Source organism: Mangrovihabitans endophyticus (genome assembly GCF_014646155.1).
Classification (GTDB): Bacteria; Actinomycetota; Actinomycetes; order Mycobacteriales; family Micromonosporaceae; genus Actinoplanes; species Actinoplanes endophyticus.
The window spans coordinates 44,862-59,237 of record NZ_BMMX01000012.1 but is presented as its reverse complement, the minus strand read 5'-3'; the positions used below and the strand labels follow the sequence as shown (position 1 = coordinate 59,237).

The following is a 14,376-nucleotide window of genomic DNA, read 5'->3' as shown; positions in this document are numbered from 1 at the left end:
GAGAATCCGAAAACCGCGGTCAGCCCTCGGTGACGGTGAAGACCAGCGGTCCGCCCGGGAGTTCCCGGCTGTTCGGCCGGTCCGGCATGTTCCACGCGCTGGACAGCCCGGAGGCGTCGGTCAGGCGGAACCCGACCGTGTACTCGCCCGGTTCCAGGGTGAAGTAGGGCAAGTAGAGCCACTTCTGCACGGTTCCGTCCGCATCCTGGCTCGCGCCCCCGAACGACTGCGAGACCACGTTGCCGTCGGCGTCGTAGACGTGGATCTCGGTCTCGTCCACCGGGGCCACCTTGATTTCGGCCTGGATGGTCAGCCTCACCGAGCTCATGCCGACCTCGCTGGCCGGCTGGGTCGACGGGCTCAACGTCGCGCCGAGTGCCACCGGCGCCTCCGTGCTGGGGATCTGCGTGATGGCGAGTCCGGGGTCGGGCGCGTCGAAGCCCGTACCGTACAGCGAGACGTCGCCGGCGCCGTCGGTGATGGCGATGGCCTCCACCCGGCAGCGCGTGGCCCCGCGGGGCACCGACACCTGCACGGCGATGCGACCGTCATCCTTGACCGTCGGGGTACCCCACATCCGGCATCCGTCGATGCCGAAGTCGAGGGAGACGCCGGAGACACCCCGGCGGGCCCCGGTGACGTTCATCGAGAGCTCGGTCCGCACGTTGTCGCGCCAGTTGTCCACCGGGTTGGGATCGATGACGAAGTCCGAGGCCCGCATCGTCTCGTTGGACGTCACGGTGATCGACGGGGCGGTCGGGTTCTTATAGGTGGCCACGCCACCGGCGTTGTTCTGCAGCACCAGTGCGGCGATCCGCCAGCTACCGGCCGCGGCGCCGGCGGGCAGGGTGATGCTGACGGTGCACGGCATGTACGTACCGTCGCGATCGCCGCCGCCGGACATGCCGCAGTGGAAGCCGGTGCTGTTGGAGTCCCGCTCCCAGGTGAACGTGGTGCTGATGCTCTGGCCGTGTGGCCCGGCAAACCGGACCCGGCCCTTCCAGAAACCGGATTCTCCGTCCTGGACGGTGAGGTCGTAGTTGACGGTGTTCGGGCCGTCCCCGACGTACAGGTACGGCGGATGCGAGTTGTACAGGCTGATGTAATCGGCGCGCGGGCCGGAGGAGTCGACAAGCGTGTGTGCGGTGAAGCGGTACCCGTAGTCCTGGAGCAGGTTGCGGCCGATGGTCTTGGTGGTGCCGCGAGCCGCGATCGTGATCTTGGTGACCTCCCAACTCGCGGTGGTCGCGTCGGCGTACTGCCGGACCGGAAGGTAGAAGGAGTACGTGGACTCCTGCGGCGTACCGGACTCGTATGCGGCGTCGGAGCAGCACGTCGAGCCGAACTCGTAGTTGGCGACCCAGTCGTGGCCGACCAGCGCGCCGGTCACGGAACTGCGCATGCGCATCGTGACGGTGCCCCCGATGGACTCGGCGTCCGGATCGGTGTTGGTGACCGTCCATGTGAGCTTGTTGGCGGCGAAACCCTGGGTGACGTCGACATCGGACTGTTCAAAGGAAAGCGCGGTCAGCGCGAGACGCGGTGCCGCGGCGTGCGCAACGGAAGCGCCGGAAACGGTCATGGCGACCGTTGTGGCGACGGCAAGCGCCCCGCGGACCGCTCCACGGGCGACGGTAGAGAGCATGGAAGCTTCCTACCATCGGGCGCGGGACGTTACCGTCCCGTTCGGACGTACACGGATCTCGATTCCATCAAGATCACGCGATGACGACGTAGACGTCGTCGATCCGGCCGGCGAATTGGTCGTTGCGATTGCTCGGCCCCTTGCCGCCGATGCGCAACGGTTCACCGTTGGCCACCGAGAGCGAGGCCGGCACCGGGACCGATGCCCGCTCGACGCCGTCCACGGACAGGACCAGGCCCCGGTCCGTGCGCGCGCAGTCCAGCCGGTGCCACTTTCCGTCGGCGACGTTCAGGTCCGGCTCGGCGCGGTAGATGTGGCTGCCGTCCCCCACGATCACACAGCTCGGGTGCCCGCCGAGGTGGTCAACCTGCAGCTTGTATTGGCTGACGCCGCCCACCGAATAGCCCTTCTGCAGGACGTTGGCGCCGTCGGCGAGGTCCTCGCGGCGCATCAGCACCGAGGCGCCGTACCGCAGCGGGCGGATGCCGGGGTTCAGGTCGTCGTCGCGCAGCCCCTCCAGGATCGCGCGCGGGCAGTCCTTTTCGGACGGGAGGGTGCACCGCTTCGGATATTGCACGGCGAGGCCGTCGCCTCGGGGGACGAGTCGCAGTCGTCCGCCGTTCTGCGCCAGCGTCCGCAGCAGATGCCCGCCGTCGACGTCGGTCACCGGCTCGTCGGCACTGCTGTCGAAGGCGTAATGCACGGAGATGGGCGTGGAGGCGGTGCCCACGTCGTCGCCGGGCTCGGCGTGCGTGGTGACCGACCCGTCGACGGCAAGCACCCCGGCGCTGGGCGGCGGCGTGCTCGGCGCGGCCGGGGATGGCGGACCGGTGACGGGCAGCCTCTCCTCGCGGGCACAGCCGGTGATCAGGGACGCGCCCAGGGACAGGGAAGCCGCGGTGAGGACGAGACGCCGAGCGAGGAACATGCGGATATTGTCCGGAAAGGAGTTAAAAGTGCCCACGGGCACGGCGTCAGACCGGCGAAAGCACCCTTACGTGGTCGGTCGAACGGGTGCCAGCGCCGGCTCGCCGACCACGGCGTGCAGCACGTCATCCAACGTGATCACGCCGAGTGGTCTGCGGCCGTCGCTGACGAGCACGATGTGCCGACGGTCCCGCCGCATGGTGAGCAGCAACTCGGCGAGGCTGCGCTCCGGCGCCACCACGGCCAACGGTCGGATGATCTCGGCGGGGATGGGCCGGCGACGCTGGCCGGTCTCGTACCCGAGAAGGTCCTTGACGTGCACGAAGCCGAGCACCCGCCGGGTCTCCCGCTGAACCACCGGAAAGCGTGAGCGCCCGGTGCGGGTGGCAAGCGCCTCCAAGGTCGCCGGTGACACGTCCTCGGCCACCGTGGTGACGCTGGACCAGGGGCGCAGCGTGTCGGCCGCGGTCCGGTCACCCAGACCGAGCGCGGCGTGGATACGTTCGTACTGCTCGGTGCCGAGCAGGCCCTCGCTGCGCGCCTGGGTGACCATGCCGGCCAGTTCCTCGGCGGTGAACACGGTCTTCACCGCGTCGGTGGCCTCCACCTTCCACAGCCGCAGCACCGCCCGCGCCGCCCAACGCATCGCGGTCAGCGCCGGCTTGGTGGCGGTGCAGAAGGCCAACATGAACGGGCCCAGGATGAGCGCCGAGCGTTCCGGCCCGGCCAGGGTGATGTTCTTCGGCACCATCTCGCCGACCACCGTGTGCAGGAAGACCACCACGACCAGGGCGATCACGAAGGCCACCGGGTGCACCAGGTCCTCCGGCAACGCCGCAGCCGCGAACGGGCCCTCCAGCAGATGCGCGAGGGCCGGCTCGGCGATGGCACCCAGGCCCAGGGAACAGATCGTGATGCCCAACTGGGCTCCCGCGATCATCAGCGGGATCTGGTTCATCGCGGACAACGCCCACCGGGCGCGCTGGGAGGTGTCGGCGAGCGGTTCCAGCGCGGTACGCCGCGAAGCGATCAGAGCGAACTCGCCCCCGACGAACGTGGCGTTGCCGACCAGCAGGATCACCGTCACGAAGACCTCAGTCATCGTCGTCCTCCTCGGACGGGGCGACCACCCGCACCTGTTCCACGCGGTGCCGGTCCACCTGCATCACGGTGAACTCCCAGCCGTCCGCCTCCAGCGATTCGCCGGCGGCGGGGATGTGGCCGAGCCGCGCGAGCAGGAAACCGGCAAGCGTCTCGTACGGGCCTTCGGGCAGCCGGAAGCCGGTCTGCTCCACCATCTCGTCCTCGCGCAGCAGGCCGTCCACCAGGTACGTCTTGTCGCCACCGGGCGCGGTCACCTCGACGCTGCCGGCGAACGCCACCTCCACGTCGTACTCGTCGGCGATCTCGCCGACCAGTTCCTCGATCAGGTCCTCGACGGTGACCACGCCGTCGGTGCCGCCGTACTCGTCGACCACGATGGCCATATCGGCGTCCGCGGCGCGCAGCGCGGTGAGCACCTTGTCCAGGCTCAGGCTCTCCGGCACCAGCACCGGCTCACGGGCCAGGGCGGACACGCGTGTCGCGCCCCGGCGCTCGGGCGACACACCCAACGCGTCCGGCACCGCGACTACGCCGGTGACCAGGTCGAGTGTCCGCTCGTACACGGGGAACCGGGTGTGTCCGGTCTCCCGGGCCACGGCGATCAGATCGACCACGCTGGCCGTGGTGGTGAGCCCCACCACGTCGACCCGCGGCGTCATGGCCTTGGCCGCGCGTTTCTCGCCGAAACGGATGGTCCGGCGCAGCAGGGTGGCCGTCTCGGTGGGCAGCGCGCCGGCCGAGGCACTGATCGCGGCAAGCAGGCCGAGTTCCTCCGGTGACCGGGCGCTCGCCAGTTCCTCCTGCGGCTCGATGCCCAGTCGCCGGACCAGCCAGTTGGCCGAGCCGTTCAGGGCGCCGATCAGCCACTTGAAGAGCTTCGAGAAGGTGCGCAGCGGGGCTGCGGTGGCCAAGGCGGCGCGCATCGGCCGGGCCAGTGCCGCGTTCTTCGGCACCAGCTCGCCGAACAGCATCGACACGATGGTGGCCAGCACGAGCGCGAGCACGTGCGCGATGGTGTCGGTGGCGTCACCGGCGACCGGCCCGATCAGCGGCACGAACAGCCGCGACAGGGCCGGCTCGGCCAGGTAGCCGGTGAGCAGCGCGGTGAGCGTGATGCCCAGTTGCGTTCCGGAGAGCTGGAAGGAGAGCTCGTGCAGGGCGTTCCGGACGGTGCCGGCCCGCCGGTCTCCGGCGTCGGCCCGTTGGTCGATCTCCGCCCGATCGACGGTGACCAGTCCGAACTCGGCGGCCACGAAGAACGCGTTGCCCGCCGTGAGCAGCGCGAAGGCTGCCAGGGGAAGCACCGCGGTCAGGATCAGGCCGTCCATGATCGGTTCACCTCGGCCCTCATTCTGCCGGAAGCTCCCGCGCGGTGGGCGCGCACGGGGTCGGCTCGCGCACCGAGACTTTTCGATAACGGTACGTGACCAAAGCATCCACTCCCGGAGCGAGCCGAGCCGGTTACGCCTCCTGCTTCAGCGAACGCAGCAGCACCGAGGCCACGTCGATTACCTCGACGTTCTCCTGCTCGCCCTTGGCGGTGACCCCGTCGCCCACCATCGTGTAGCAGAACGGGCAGCCGACGGCGATCGTCTTCGCACCGGTGGCCAGGGCTTCCTCGGTGCGCTCGATGTTGATCCGTTTGCCGATCTTCTCCTCCATCCACATGCGGGCGCCGCCGGCACCGCAGCAGAAGGAGCGTTCCGCATTCCGCGGCATCTCGGTGAGGCCACCCTGCACGGCCGCGCCGAGGACCTCCCGCGGCGGGGCGAACACCCGGTTGTGCCGGCCCAGGTAGCACGGGTCGTGGTAGGTGACGCCCCCGTCGACCGGCTGCACCGGCGTCAGCCGGCCCTCGGCGACCAGATGCGCCAGCAACTGGGTATGGTGCACGACCTCGAACGATCCGCCTAGCTGCGGATATTCATTGCCGAGCGTGTTGAAGCAGTGCGGGCAGGTGGCCACGATCTTGGTGACGCCCGCGTCGTTGAGCGTCTCGACGTTCTGCTGAGCCATCATCTGGAAGAGGAACTCGTTGCCGATCCGGCGCGCCGGGTCACCCGTGCAGGTCTCGCCCTCGCCCAGGATGGCGAAGTCGACGCCGGCCTCATGCAGCAGCGTAGCCACCGCCCGGGTGGTCTTCTTGGCCCGGTCCTCGAAGGCGCCGGCGCAGCCGACCCAGAACAGGTATTCCGGATTCTCCTTCTCGCCGATGCGTGGCACCTCGAAGTCCAGGCCCTTGGTCCAGTCCTCGCGGGTGCTCTGCGGCGCGCCCCACGGGTTGCCCTTGTTCTCCAGGTTGCGCAGCATCACGCCGGCCTCGGACGGGAAGCTCGACTCGATCAGCACCTGGTAGCGGCGCATGTCCACGATGTGGTCGACGTGCTCGATGTCCACCGGGCACTGCTCCACGCATGCGCCGCAGGTCGTGCAGGACCAGAGCACGTCCGGGTCGATGACACCCTGTTCCTGTTCGGTGCCGATCAGCGGGCGCTCGGCCTCGGCCATGGCCAGCACGTCCACCTTGGCGAGTTGCTCCTCGGTTCCCTTTTCCTCGCCGGTGAGATCCTTGCCGCCACCGGCGAGCAGGTACGGCGCCTTCGCGTACGCGTGGTCACGCAACGAGAGCACCAGGAGCTTGGGCGACAGCGGCTTGGCGGTGTTCCAGGCCGGGCACTGCGACTGGCACCGGCCACACTCGGTGCATGTCGTGAAGTCCAGCAGACCCTTCCAGGTGAACTGTTCCACCTGCGCGACTCCGAACTGGTCCTTCTCCGGGTCGGCCTCCTCGAAGTCGAGCGGCTTACCCTCGGTCATCATCGGCCGCAGCGGGCCCAGGCCGGAGCCGGCCGGCTTGTCCGGGTCCCGCTTGAAGAAGATGTTGAAGAACGCCAGGAAGCGGTGCCAGGCCACGCCCATCGTCACGTTCAGCGCGATGGTGATCAGCCAGCCCATGGAGATGAGCAGCTTGACCAGCGCCACCCAGGTGGGGCCGTCCGCCGCGGCCGGCAGCACGGCGCCGACGGCGTGGCTGACCGGCGTGGCCCACAGGGGGAACTCGAAGGTGTCGTTGGCGACCTTGAAGCCGCGGATCAGGAATCCGCAGATCAGGACGCCGACGATGACCGCCTCGACGAAATAGCCCTGCCACATCGTGGAGCCGGTGAACCGGCTCCGGGGCGCGCGGCGGGACCGCTGCCGGATCACGATGAGGACCACGATGCCGGCCAGGCCCAGGACTCCGATGATCTCGGTGACCAGCCCGTACGCCGTCCAGCCGCCGACCACGGGCAGCCCACCCGCCGGGTCGACCACCTCGAAATACGCCTCAAGCACCAGCAGGAACAGGATGATGAACGACACCATCACGAACCAGTGGGCAGCGCCGACCGTGCCCCACTTGAGCATCCGGGTGTGCCCGGCGGTCTCGGCCAGCATCGTGCGGGTGCGCACGGCCTTACCGACGGAGCGTTCCGGATCGGGCTTGCCGAGGCGGATCACCGCGGTCATCTGCAGGACGGCACGCACCGCCAGCACGACTGCGGCGAGCGTGACGACGCCCGCCAGAACGGTGGCAACGATCTGAGCGGCGCCCATCGCGATGGTGCCTCCCTACTCCCTCGTCGGCGGCTGCGGCTGGCTGGCCCTCATGTTACCCACTGGTAATCACAGGGGCGCAGCCCCGCACACGAAAACCCGACGAGGCTGGGATCGGCGGTGGCCTAACGCCAGCGGGCCAGGATGCCCAGAGAGGCGACCATGCATCCGAACCCGACGGCTAGGTTCCAGTAGCGCCACGCCTCGACCGGGTACTGCTGTTCCGAAAGGTAGTAGACCACCAGCCAGGCGATGCCGATCACGATCAACGACACGGCGGTGAACGGCAGCCAGATCGGACTCGGCTTCTTCGACGCGGCGTTCGCGGCGGGCCGGATGTCCGTCGGCGGGGTGTAGACCTTCTTCTTTCGGACCTGAGACTTCGGCACAGTGCTCTCCTGAGGCAACAAGTGGTGAACAACCCACCGCAGAGCGGCTCCGGGGACACCGGTTCACTGCCCGTGGCGAATACTGTTCGATGGCTAGCGTAGTCAAGACGGCGCGCACACCGGCACCCGCCGGGGAGAAAAATTGCCGCGCGCGACGTCAAGACCGTTCGCTGCATGCTACGGCGGGACGATCACGCACGAGGAGGACACCGAGTGGAGTACACCGCCGGCACGCCGTCATGGCGCCTCGTGCTGCGGCGGGCGCTCGGCGGGTTGCGTCCGCGCCGCCGCGGCCAGCGCCAGCGCGGTTGGTCGGTCGGCGTCCCGCTGATCGCCCTGGCCGCCGGCCTGCTGTTCACCACCTCCGCACGCACCGCCGACGGCACCGCGCTGCGCGACGACCGGCGCCCCCAGCTCGCCCAGTTGATCGCGGACAAGCGCGATCGCCTGGCCGACCGGGAACAGCGAGCTGCCGATCTGCGGGCGCAGGTGGACCAGGACGCCGCCCGGCTGGCCGAGGTGGACGAGCCGGCCAAGTCTGCTCGGCAGCGCGCGGACAGCATGCGGAAGGCGGCCGGCTTCACCTCGCTGCGCGGCCCCGGCCTCACCGTGGTGCTGGACGACTCCCCCCGCCGGGCCTCCGACATCGGCGCGAACGCCCCGGCCAACGACGCCTTGGTCGTCCACCAGAGTGACGTCCAAGCGGTGGTCAACGCCCTGTGGGCCGGAGGCGCCGAGGCAATGTCAATCATGGATGTCCGCGTCATCTCCACGAGCGCGGTACGCTGTGTGGGCAACACGCTGCTGCTGCACGGCCAGGTCTTCTCGCCGCCGTTCCGAATCACCGCGATCGGCGAACCCCCGGCGATGCATCGAGCGTTGGAGTCTGCGGACGGCGTCCAGCAGTTCCGCGCTGCGGTCGCCGACTACGGGCTTGGCTACACGGAGACAGTCGAGAGGAACGTGACGGTGCGGGCTTACGACGGGTCGAGCGACCTCCGATTCGCCCAGGCTGGCGGTTGATGGTGCCTCCGGAGCAGCCGGGCGGCGCGGCCCGCTCGGGGCGGCATCGCGCCCCCGACAGCGACGCTCAGACCGCCTACATTCCGCGCATCACCGACGCGTCGGACGACGGGGTGCCCGGCGGCCCCCTGGCCCCGGCTGTCGGTCTCTCCTGGCAGCAGGAGCAGCAGGCACCGGCACCCTCGGCTCAGACGTCCGCGCAGGCCCCGGCACCGGGGCGCGGCCACGATGGACACCAGCGCGACGGCGGCACGTCGACCGCGGCGGAATCGGCACCGCGCCGATACCCCACCCGATCCGTCCGGCCGGGCGGCGGGGCGGAACCAGGCCGCGAGGCCGCGGCACCCTTCGTCAACGACCGCCACCACAGCAGCCAGTCCAGCGCCCACCTACCCGGTGCCGGCTTCGACTACCTCGCGGCGGCGGAGGCCGGCGGACCCGCCCCGCAGTCGCCCGCGGTGCCGACGGCCCGGCCGCCCCGAGACCCCTCCGCGCCCCGAGACCCCTCCGCCACCTCGGTGATTCCGATGGTGGACGCCCCCACCGGCCTGCTGCCGCCGGTGCGCGGCGACGGCGGAGCGGCACCCGGCGACGCCGGCGGCTCGGGCCGCAGCACGGTCACCCGGCAGCGGTCGGCCCCCGAGTCCGGTCCGGCGAAGCCAGGCACCGATCAGGTCGCCCGTGCACGTGCCGCGCCCCCCGCACCGCGCGCCGCGGTCGCCGCCGATCCACCGGCGACTCCCGGCGAGGGCGACGGCCGCGGACGACGCGGCGAACGGGTGGTTCAGCTCCGCCCGGAGCAGACCGGGGACGGCTACCGCAGCGTCTACTCCGAGTTGACACGGCCGACGCTCGGCTCCCGCATCCGCACCGGCATCCGCGTCAGCGGCGAGCTGATGATCACCTTCGGCATGATCGTGCTGCTGTTCGCCGGCTACGAGGTGTTCGGCAACGCGGCCAAGGTGCAGGACGAGCAGGACTCCCTGAACAACGCCCTCGACCAGCAGTGGAACGACCCGACCGTGGCACCCAGCGTCGGGCCGACCGTGGCCGCGCCGGATGCTCCGGGCGAGGATCTGGTCGGCCGCCTCTACATTCCGAAGCTGGACAAGGAGTGGGTGGTCGTCGACGGCGTCACGCCGCAGGACATCAGGTACGCGCCGGGCCACTACCCGGACACCGCGCTGCCCGGAGAGATCGGCAACTTCTCGGTCGCCGGGCACCGGATCAAGAAGATCTTCTGGCGCCTGGACGAGCTGCGTCCCGGCGACGTGATCGGCGTCGAGACTCGCGACAACTGGTATGTCTACAAGGTCTCCTCGCATGAGGTGGTCAAGCCGACTGCGGTCAAGGTGGTCGCGCCGGTGCCGGACAAGCCGGGCGTCACGCCGACCAAGGCGATGCTGACCCTGACCACGTGCAACCCGAAGTTCAACAACTACGAACGGTTGATCGTGCACGCGCAACTGGCGGAGACGGTCAAGCGCGACCCCACCGTGCCGGACGCCGGCAAGCCCGACGAGATCGCAAAGGCATAGCGCGGCGATGTACGCCTGGATCTGGCGCAAGCTCCCCTTCGGCCTGTACGGCAAACTGGCTGGCTCACTCGTGCTCCTGACGGTGATCGGGGCGTTGCTCTGGTACGTGGTTTTCCCATGGGCGACCCCGCTGCTGCCGTTCGACGACGTGCAGGTGGGCACCGGCACCGAGCAGGGTGGCGGCCCCGGCGGCGCGGACGGGGTGCACCCCTCCGACGTGGGCGCGCCCGACGACATCCCGTACGACGTTAACTCCAACGCCCCCGCGCCGACGGCCTCCGGGCGGTGATCACGTGCGCATCCTGGTGATCGACAACTACGATTCGTTCGTCTTCAACCTGGTGCAATACCTCGGCCAGCTCGGTGCCGAGTGCGAGGTGCGACGCAACGACGAGATCTCGGTCGGCGACGTCGGCCGGTTCGGGGCCGCCGGTGTCCTGCTCTCTCCCGGTCCGGGCAGCCCCGACCGGGCCGGCATCACGATGGACGTCATCACCGCGTACGCCGAGAAGCTCCCGATCTTCGGTGTCTGCCTCGGGCATCAGGCCATCGGCGCGGCCTTCGGCGCCACCGTGGCACGCGCCCCGGAGCTGCTGCACGGCAAGACCTCGCGGGTACACCACGACGGCACGGGGGTGCTGCGCGGCCTGCCCAGCCCGTTCACCGCCACCCGCTACCACTCACTCGCCGTCATGCCGGAAACGTTGCCCGACGCGATCGAGGTGACCGGCCGCACCGAGTCCGGTGTGGTGATGGCGATGCGGCACCGCGAATTCCCCGTCGAGGGCGTGCAGTTCCATCCGGAGTCGGTGCTCACCGAGGGCGGGCACACCATGCTGGCGAACTGGCTGGCGGTGTGCGGTCTCGACGACGCGGTCGCTCGGGCGCCGCAGCTCGCCGCCGAGGTGGAAGCCCGCCGGCGATCCGCCTTCGCCGCCGCCTGAGAACCAACCCCACGCGTCAAGCAGACCGGTCAGCCTCGGGGGAAGATGTCCCCGACGCCGCCGTTACCACCATTGCCGCCCCCGCCGTCGCCCGGACCCGGAGGCTCGCTCGGGCTGCTGGACTCCGTCTCGGTCGGCTCCGGCTCCGGGGCCGTGATCACCGAGATGGTGACGGTCTTGCCGCGCTCCACCTTCTCCTTGGCCGACGGATCCTGCTTGGACACCGTCCCGGGGATGCCGCCGTCCTGCTCGACCGTCTTGCTGTTCACCTCGAAACCGGCGTTCTGCAGCAGCGCGGTCGCGACCTCTTCGCTCTTGCCCACTACGTTGGGCACCTCGGCCAGGTTCCCGCGGGACACCTTCACGGTGATGTTGGTGCCCGGGGGCACCTGCTCGCCGGCCTTCTCCACGTCCAGCACCCGGTCCTCCGGCTCGGTGCTGCTCACCTCGTCGAACTCGGGGTCCAGGTTGGCGTCCTTCAAGGCCTGCTCGGCCGCGTCGCGGGTGGAGCCCTCAAGCCCGGTCGGCACCCGGGTCAGCTCCGGCGAGGTGCACATCTGGAAGCTCACCGGCTGGTCGACGCGGATCTGCGTACCGGCCGTCGGGGACTGCTTCTCCACCTTGTCGTCGCAGTCGTCGGTCTCGATCGGCGTACCCACGCTGATCTTGTCGAAGTTGCTCTTCTCAAGCTCGGACCGAGCGTCGTCCTCGCTCAGACCGGTGACCTTCGGCATCTGCACGGTGGCCGGGGTCTGCGGGTCGTCGTCGCCGTTCTTCTTCGACAGCAAGAGCCCGACGCCCAGCGTCACCACGGCCAGCACACCCACGGCCGCCAGCACCGCCATCACCCACGAGGACGTCTTGCGTTCCGGCTCGTGGGGTGGCGGCGGGCCGCCGGACACCGGGCGCGTCATCGTGGTGGCGCCCGCCTGCTGATGCATCGGCCCGTTCATCGCCATCGTCTCGTCATGCGTCATCACCGGCGTGGCCAGCACCTGCCGGCCGGCCACCGCGCGCAACGCGTCGGCGCGCATCTCCTGCGCGCTCTGATAGCGATTCAGCGGGTTCTTCGCCAACGCCTTCAGGACGATCGCGTCCACCGGCGGAGGAACCTCGCGATTGATCTCGCTCGGCGCCTTCGGGTCCTCCCGCACATGCTGGTAGGCGACGCTGACCGGGCTGTCCCCGACGAACGGCGGGTGCCCGACGAGCAGCTCGAACAGCACGCAGCCCGCGGCGTACACATCGGAGCGGGCATCCACCGACTCGCCGCGCGCCTGCTCCGGGGAGAGGTACTGAGCGGTGCCGATGACCGCGCTGGTCTGCGTCATGGTGGTCGCACCGCTGGCCAGCGCCCGCGCGATGCCGAAGTCCATCACCTTGACCTGGCCGTTCTGCGTGAGCATCACGTTGCCGGGCTTGATGTCACGGTGAATGATGCCGTGCCGGTGGCTGAACTCCAAGGCGGCGCAGATGTCCGCGATGATCTCCAGGGCGCGGCGCGGCTGGAGCCGCTGCTCGGCGGTGAGGACCTCTTTCAGCGTGTGGCCGTTGACGTACTCCATCACGATGAACGGCAGCCGCTCACCGGTGGAGGACACCTCCTCGCCGGTGTCGTAGACGGCGACGATGGCCGGATGGTTCAGCGCGGCGGCGTTCTGCGCCTCGCGGCGAAACCGTTCCTGAAACGTCGCGTCGCGGGCGAGGTCGGTGCGCAGCATCTTGATCGCCACGTCCCGGCCGAGCCGAAGGTCGCGGCCACGGTGCACCTCGGCCATGCCGCCGTAACCGAGCAGCTCGCCGACCTGATAGCGGCCGCCGAGCAAGCGGGCCTGCGCCGTCATAGCGTCTGTCGTCCTTCGCTCGCTTGGTCCAGGCTGTGCGCCTGCTGCCTGATAAGACGGTACGTTGCCGCCCCGGTTCCCGTACCGAGCGCGGCCGTTCGGGCGGCCGGGGTGTCACCGGACGATACGCCTACGGCGCCCAGTTGGTTCTGTTTGAGCAGAAACGAAATGACACCGGCGCAGAGCAGCACGAGAAGCGCCAGCACAACGGCCAAAACGATGAGCACCTGCCGACCGCCGGAGTTCTCGGCAACCGCCGGCCGCTGTCCCATCCCCGGCGGGTTGCCGTACTGCTGGGCGGGCGGCACCGAGGCGGCACCGCGGGCCTGGCCGCCGGACACCGGCTGCTGCGGCATCGGGTACTGCGGTCTCGCCTGACCCTGGCCCGGGTATCCGGAGCCGGGGCGTCCGGGCGGTCCCGAGGACGGCGCGCCCGAGCGAGGGCGATGGTGCGTGCTGGACGGCGGGTGGTTCCGCACCGGACTGCCGGAGCCGGGACGGTTGCCCATCGCGGAGCCGTTGACCGCGGGCTGCTGCACGGCCGTGGTGAGGCCGGCTGCGGCCTGGCGTGCCACCGATGCCATGGCCGCCGCGGTGGCCCAGCGCGCCGCCGGGTCCTTGGCCATGGCGCGGTCCACGATGGCGCGTACCGGCGGGGGGATGTCCCCGGGCAGCGGGCGCGGCGACTCTTGGACGTGCTTCATCGCGATCTCGATCGGCGTCGCCCCGTCGAACGGCCGGTGGCCGGAGAGGCATTGATAGGCCACCACGCCCAGCGCGTACACGTCCGAGGCCGGGGTGGCGACCGCCCCGGAGGCCTGTTCGGGCGAGATGTACGACGCTGTGCCCAGCACCGAGCCGGCCGCGGTGAGCTGGCCGACCAAGGCGGAGCGGGCGATGCCGAAGTCGGTGAGCACGAGCGTCCCATTCGGCCGGACCAGCAGATTTCCCGGCTTCACGTCGCGGTGCACAATGCCGTTGGTGTGCGCGGCCTGCAGCGCGTCCGCCGCCTGGGCGACAAGCGCCATGGTGCGTGCCGGGGTCAGCCGGCCCACCCGGCTGAGCGTGCGCGACAGGGCATCGCCCTCGACGTACTCCATGACCAGGAACGCCAAGTGCTGGTCGCTGCCGTAGTCGTAGACGTCGACGACACCGGGGTGATTGATGGTCGCCATGGTGCGAGCCTCGCCGCGGAACCGCTCGGCGAATCCCGGCTCGTCCAGCAGCGCCGGCAGCAAGATCTTGACCGCGACCGTGCGGCCCAGCACCTCGTCGGTGCCACGCCACACGTCGCCCATGCCGCCGCCCGCGATGCGCTCGTCCAGCCGATATCGGCCGCCGAGGCTCACCCCAGGGCTGATCATG

12 protein-coding genes are annotated in these 14,376 nt (G+C 69.9%); 4 read left to right on the top strand and 8 right to left on the bottom strand.

Features of this window, described 5'->3' with window-relative positions; all coding sequences use genetic code 11:
- Nucleotides 1-19: 19 nt before the first annotated feature.
- From IEY73_RS15525 to IEY73_RS15500, 6 genes are all read right to left on the bottom strand, one after another.
- The gene (locus IEY73_RS15525) at nucleotides 20-1,645 is read right to left on the bottom strand and encodes a hypothetical protein (RefSeq protein WP_189079917.1); all 1,626 of its coding nucleotides are present in this window, start codon (nucleotides 1,643-1,645) and stop codon (nucleotides 20-22) included.
- A gap of 73 nt (nucleotides 1,646-1,718) precedes the next feature.
- Nucleotides 1,719-2,573, bottom strand: a complete 855-nt coding sequence (locus IEY73_RS15520; RefSeq protein ID WP_189079916.1) for a LamG-like jellyroll fold domain-containing protein — start codon at nucleotides 2,571-2,573, stop codon at nucleotides 1,719-1,721.
- A 66-nt stretch (nucleotides 2,574-2,639) separates the two neighbouring features.
- Nucleotides 2,640-3,674 (bottom strand): hemolysin family protein, encoded by a 1,035-nt coding sequence (locus tag IEY73_RS15515; protein ID WP_189079915.1) that lies wholly within the window; start codon nucleotides 3,672-3,674, stop codon nucleotides 2,640-2,642.
- On the bottom strand, nucleotides 3,667-5,004 hold the full coding sequence (locus tag IEY73_RS15510; RefSeq protein ID WP_189079914.1) for a hemolysin family protein: 1,338 nt from the start codon (nucleotides 5,002-5,004) through the stop codon (nucleotides 3,667-3,669). Before IEY73_RS15510 ends, IEY73_RS15515 begins: the two co-directional genes overlap by 8 nt.
- A 133-nt stretch (nucleotides 5,005-5,137) precedes the next feature.
- The gene (locus IEY73_RS15505; protein WP_189079913.1) at nucleotides 5,138-7,273 is read right to left on the bottom strand and encodes a (Fe-S)-binding protein; all 2,136 of its coding nucleotides are present in this window, start codon (nucleotides 7,271-7,273) and stop codon (nucleotides 5,138-5,140) included.
- Between the two features lie 125 nt (nucleotides 7,274-7,398).
- A complete protein-coding gene (locus IEY73_RS15500) occupies nucleotides 7,399-7,662 on the bottom strand; it encodes a cell division protein CrgA (protein ID WP_189079912.1) in 264 nt (87 codons plus the stop codon).
- A gap of 213 nt (nucleotides 7,663-7,875) precedes the next feature.
- On the opposite strand from IEY73_RS15500, the gene IEY73_RS15495 reads away from it, so the two are divergent.
- From IEY73_RS15495 to IEY73_RS15480, 4 genes are read left to right on the top strand one after another with little or no spacing between them, the layout of a single operon-like run.
- The gene (locus IEY73_RS15495) at nucleotides 7,876-8,685 is read left to right on the top strand and encodes a DUF881 domain-containing protein (RefSeq protein WP_189079911.1); all 810 of its coding nucleotides are present in this window, start codon (nucleotides 7,876-7,878) and stop codon (nucleotides 8,683-8,685) included.
- On the top strand, nucleotides 8,685-10,223 hold the full coding sequence (locus IEY73_RS15490; protein WP_189079910.1) for a class E sortase: 1,539 nt from the start codon (nucleotides 8,685-8,687) through the stop codon (nucleotides 10,221-10,223). Before IEY73_RS15495 ends, IEY73_RS15490 begins: the two co-directional genes overlap by 1 nt.
- 7 nt (nucleotides 10,224-10,230) lie before the next feature.
- Nucleotides 10,231-10,512 carry a hypothetical protein gene (locus IEY73_RS15485; RefSeq protein WP_189079909.1) on the top strand — a complete coding sequence of 94 codons (282 nt, stop codon included), beginning with the start codon at nucleotides 10,231-10,233 and terminating at the stop codon, nucleotides 10,510-10,512.
- A 4-nt stretch (nucleotides 10,513-10,516) separates the two neighbouring features.
- Nucleotides 10,517-11,167, top strand: a complete 651-nt coding sequence (locus IEY73_RS15480) for an aminodeoxychorismate/anthranilate synthase component II (RefSeq protein WP_189079908.1) — start codon at nucleotides 10,517-10,519, stop codon at nucleotides 11,165-11,167.
- A 29-nt stretch (nucleotides 11,168-11,196) separates the two neighbouring features.
- Here the strand turns inward: IEY73_RS15480 and pknB are convergent, their stop codons facing one another.
- A complete protein-coding gene (gene pknB / locus IEY73_RS15475; RefSeq protein ID WP_189079907.1) occupies nucleotides 11,197-13,011 on the bottom strand; it encodes a Stk1 family PASTA domain-containing Ser/Thr kinase in 1,815 nt (604 codons plus the stop codon).
- On the bottom strand, nucleotides 13,008-14,375 hold the full coding sequence (locus tag IEY73_RS15470) for a serine/threonine-protein kinase (protein WP_189079906.1): 1,368 nt from the start codon (nucleotides 14,373-14,375) through the stop codon (nucleotides 13,008-13,010). The genes pknB and IEY73_RS15470 overlap by 4 nt, the downstream gene beginning before the upstream one ends.
- Nucleotide 14,376: the final 1 nt, after the last annotated feature.

Coding starts and splice junctions, on each gene's coding strand:
- IEY73_RS15525 (WP_189079917.1), bottom strand. CDS start 1,645: ATGCTCTCTACCGTCGCCCGTGGAGCGGTCCGCGGGGCGCTTGCCGTC.
- IEY73_RS15520 (WP_189079916.1), bottom strand. CDS start 2,573: ATGTTCCTCGCTCGGCGTCTCGTCCTCACCGCGGCTTCCCTGTCCCTG.
- IEY73_RS15515 (WP_189079915.1), bottom strand. CDS start 3,674: ATGACTGAGGTCTTCGTGACGGTGATCCTGCTGGTCGGCAACGCCACG.
- IEY73_RS15510 (WP_189079914.1), bottom strand. CDS start 5,004: ATGGACGGCCTGATCCTGACCGCGGTGCTTCCCCTGGCAGCCTTCGCG.
- IEY73_RS15505 (WP_189079913.1), bottom strand. CDS start 7,273: ATGGGCGCCGCTCAGATCGTTGCCACCGTTCTGGCGGGCGTCGTCACG.
- IEY73_RS15490 (WP_189079910.1), top strand. CDS start 8,685: ATGGTGCCTCCGGAGCAGCCGGGCGGCGCGGCCCGCTCGGGGCGGCAT.
- IEY73_RS15485 (WP_189079909.1), top strand. CDS start 10,231: ATGTACGCCTGGATCTGGCGCAAGCTCCCCTTCGGCCTGTACGGCAAA.
- pknB (WP_189079907.1), bottom strand. CDS start 13,011: ATGACGGCGCAGGCCCGCTTGCTCGGCGGCCGCTATCAGGTCGGCGAG.
- IEY73_RS15470 (WP_189079906.1), bottom strand. CDS start 14,375: ATGATCAGCCCTGGGGTGAGCCTCGGCGGCCGATATCGGCTGGACGAG.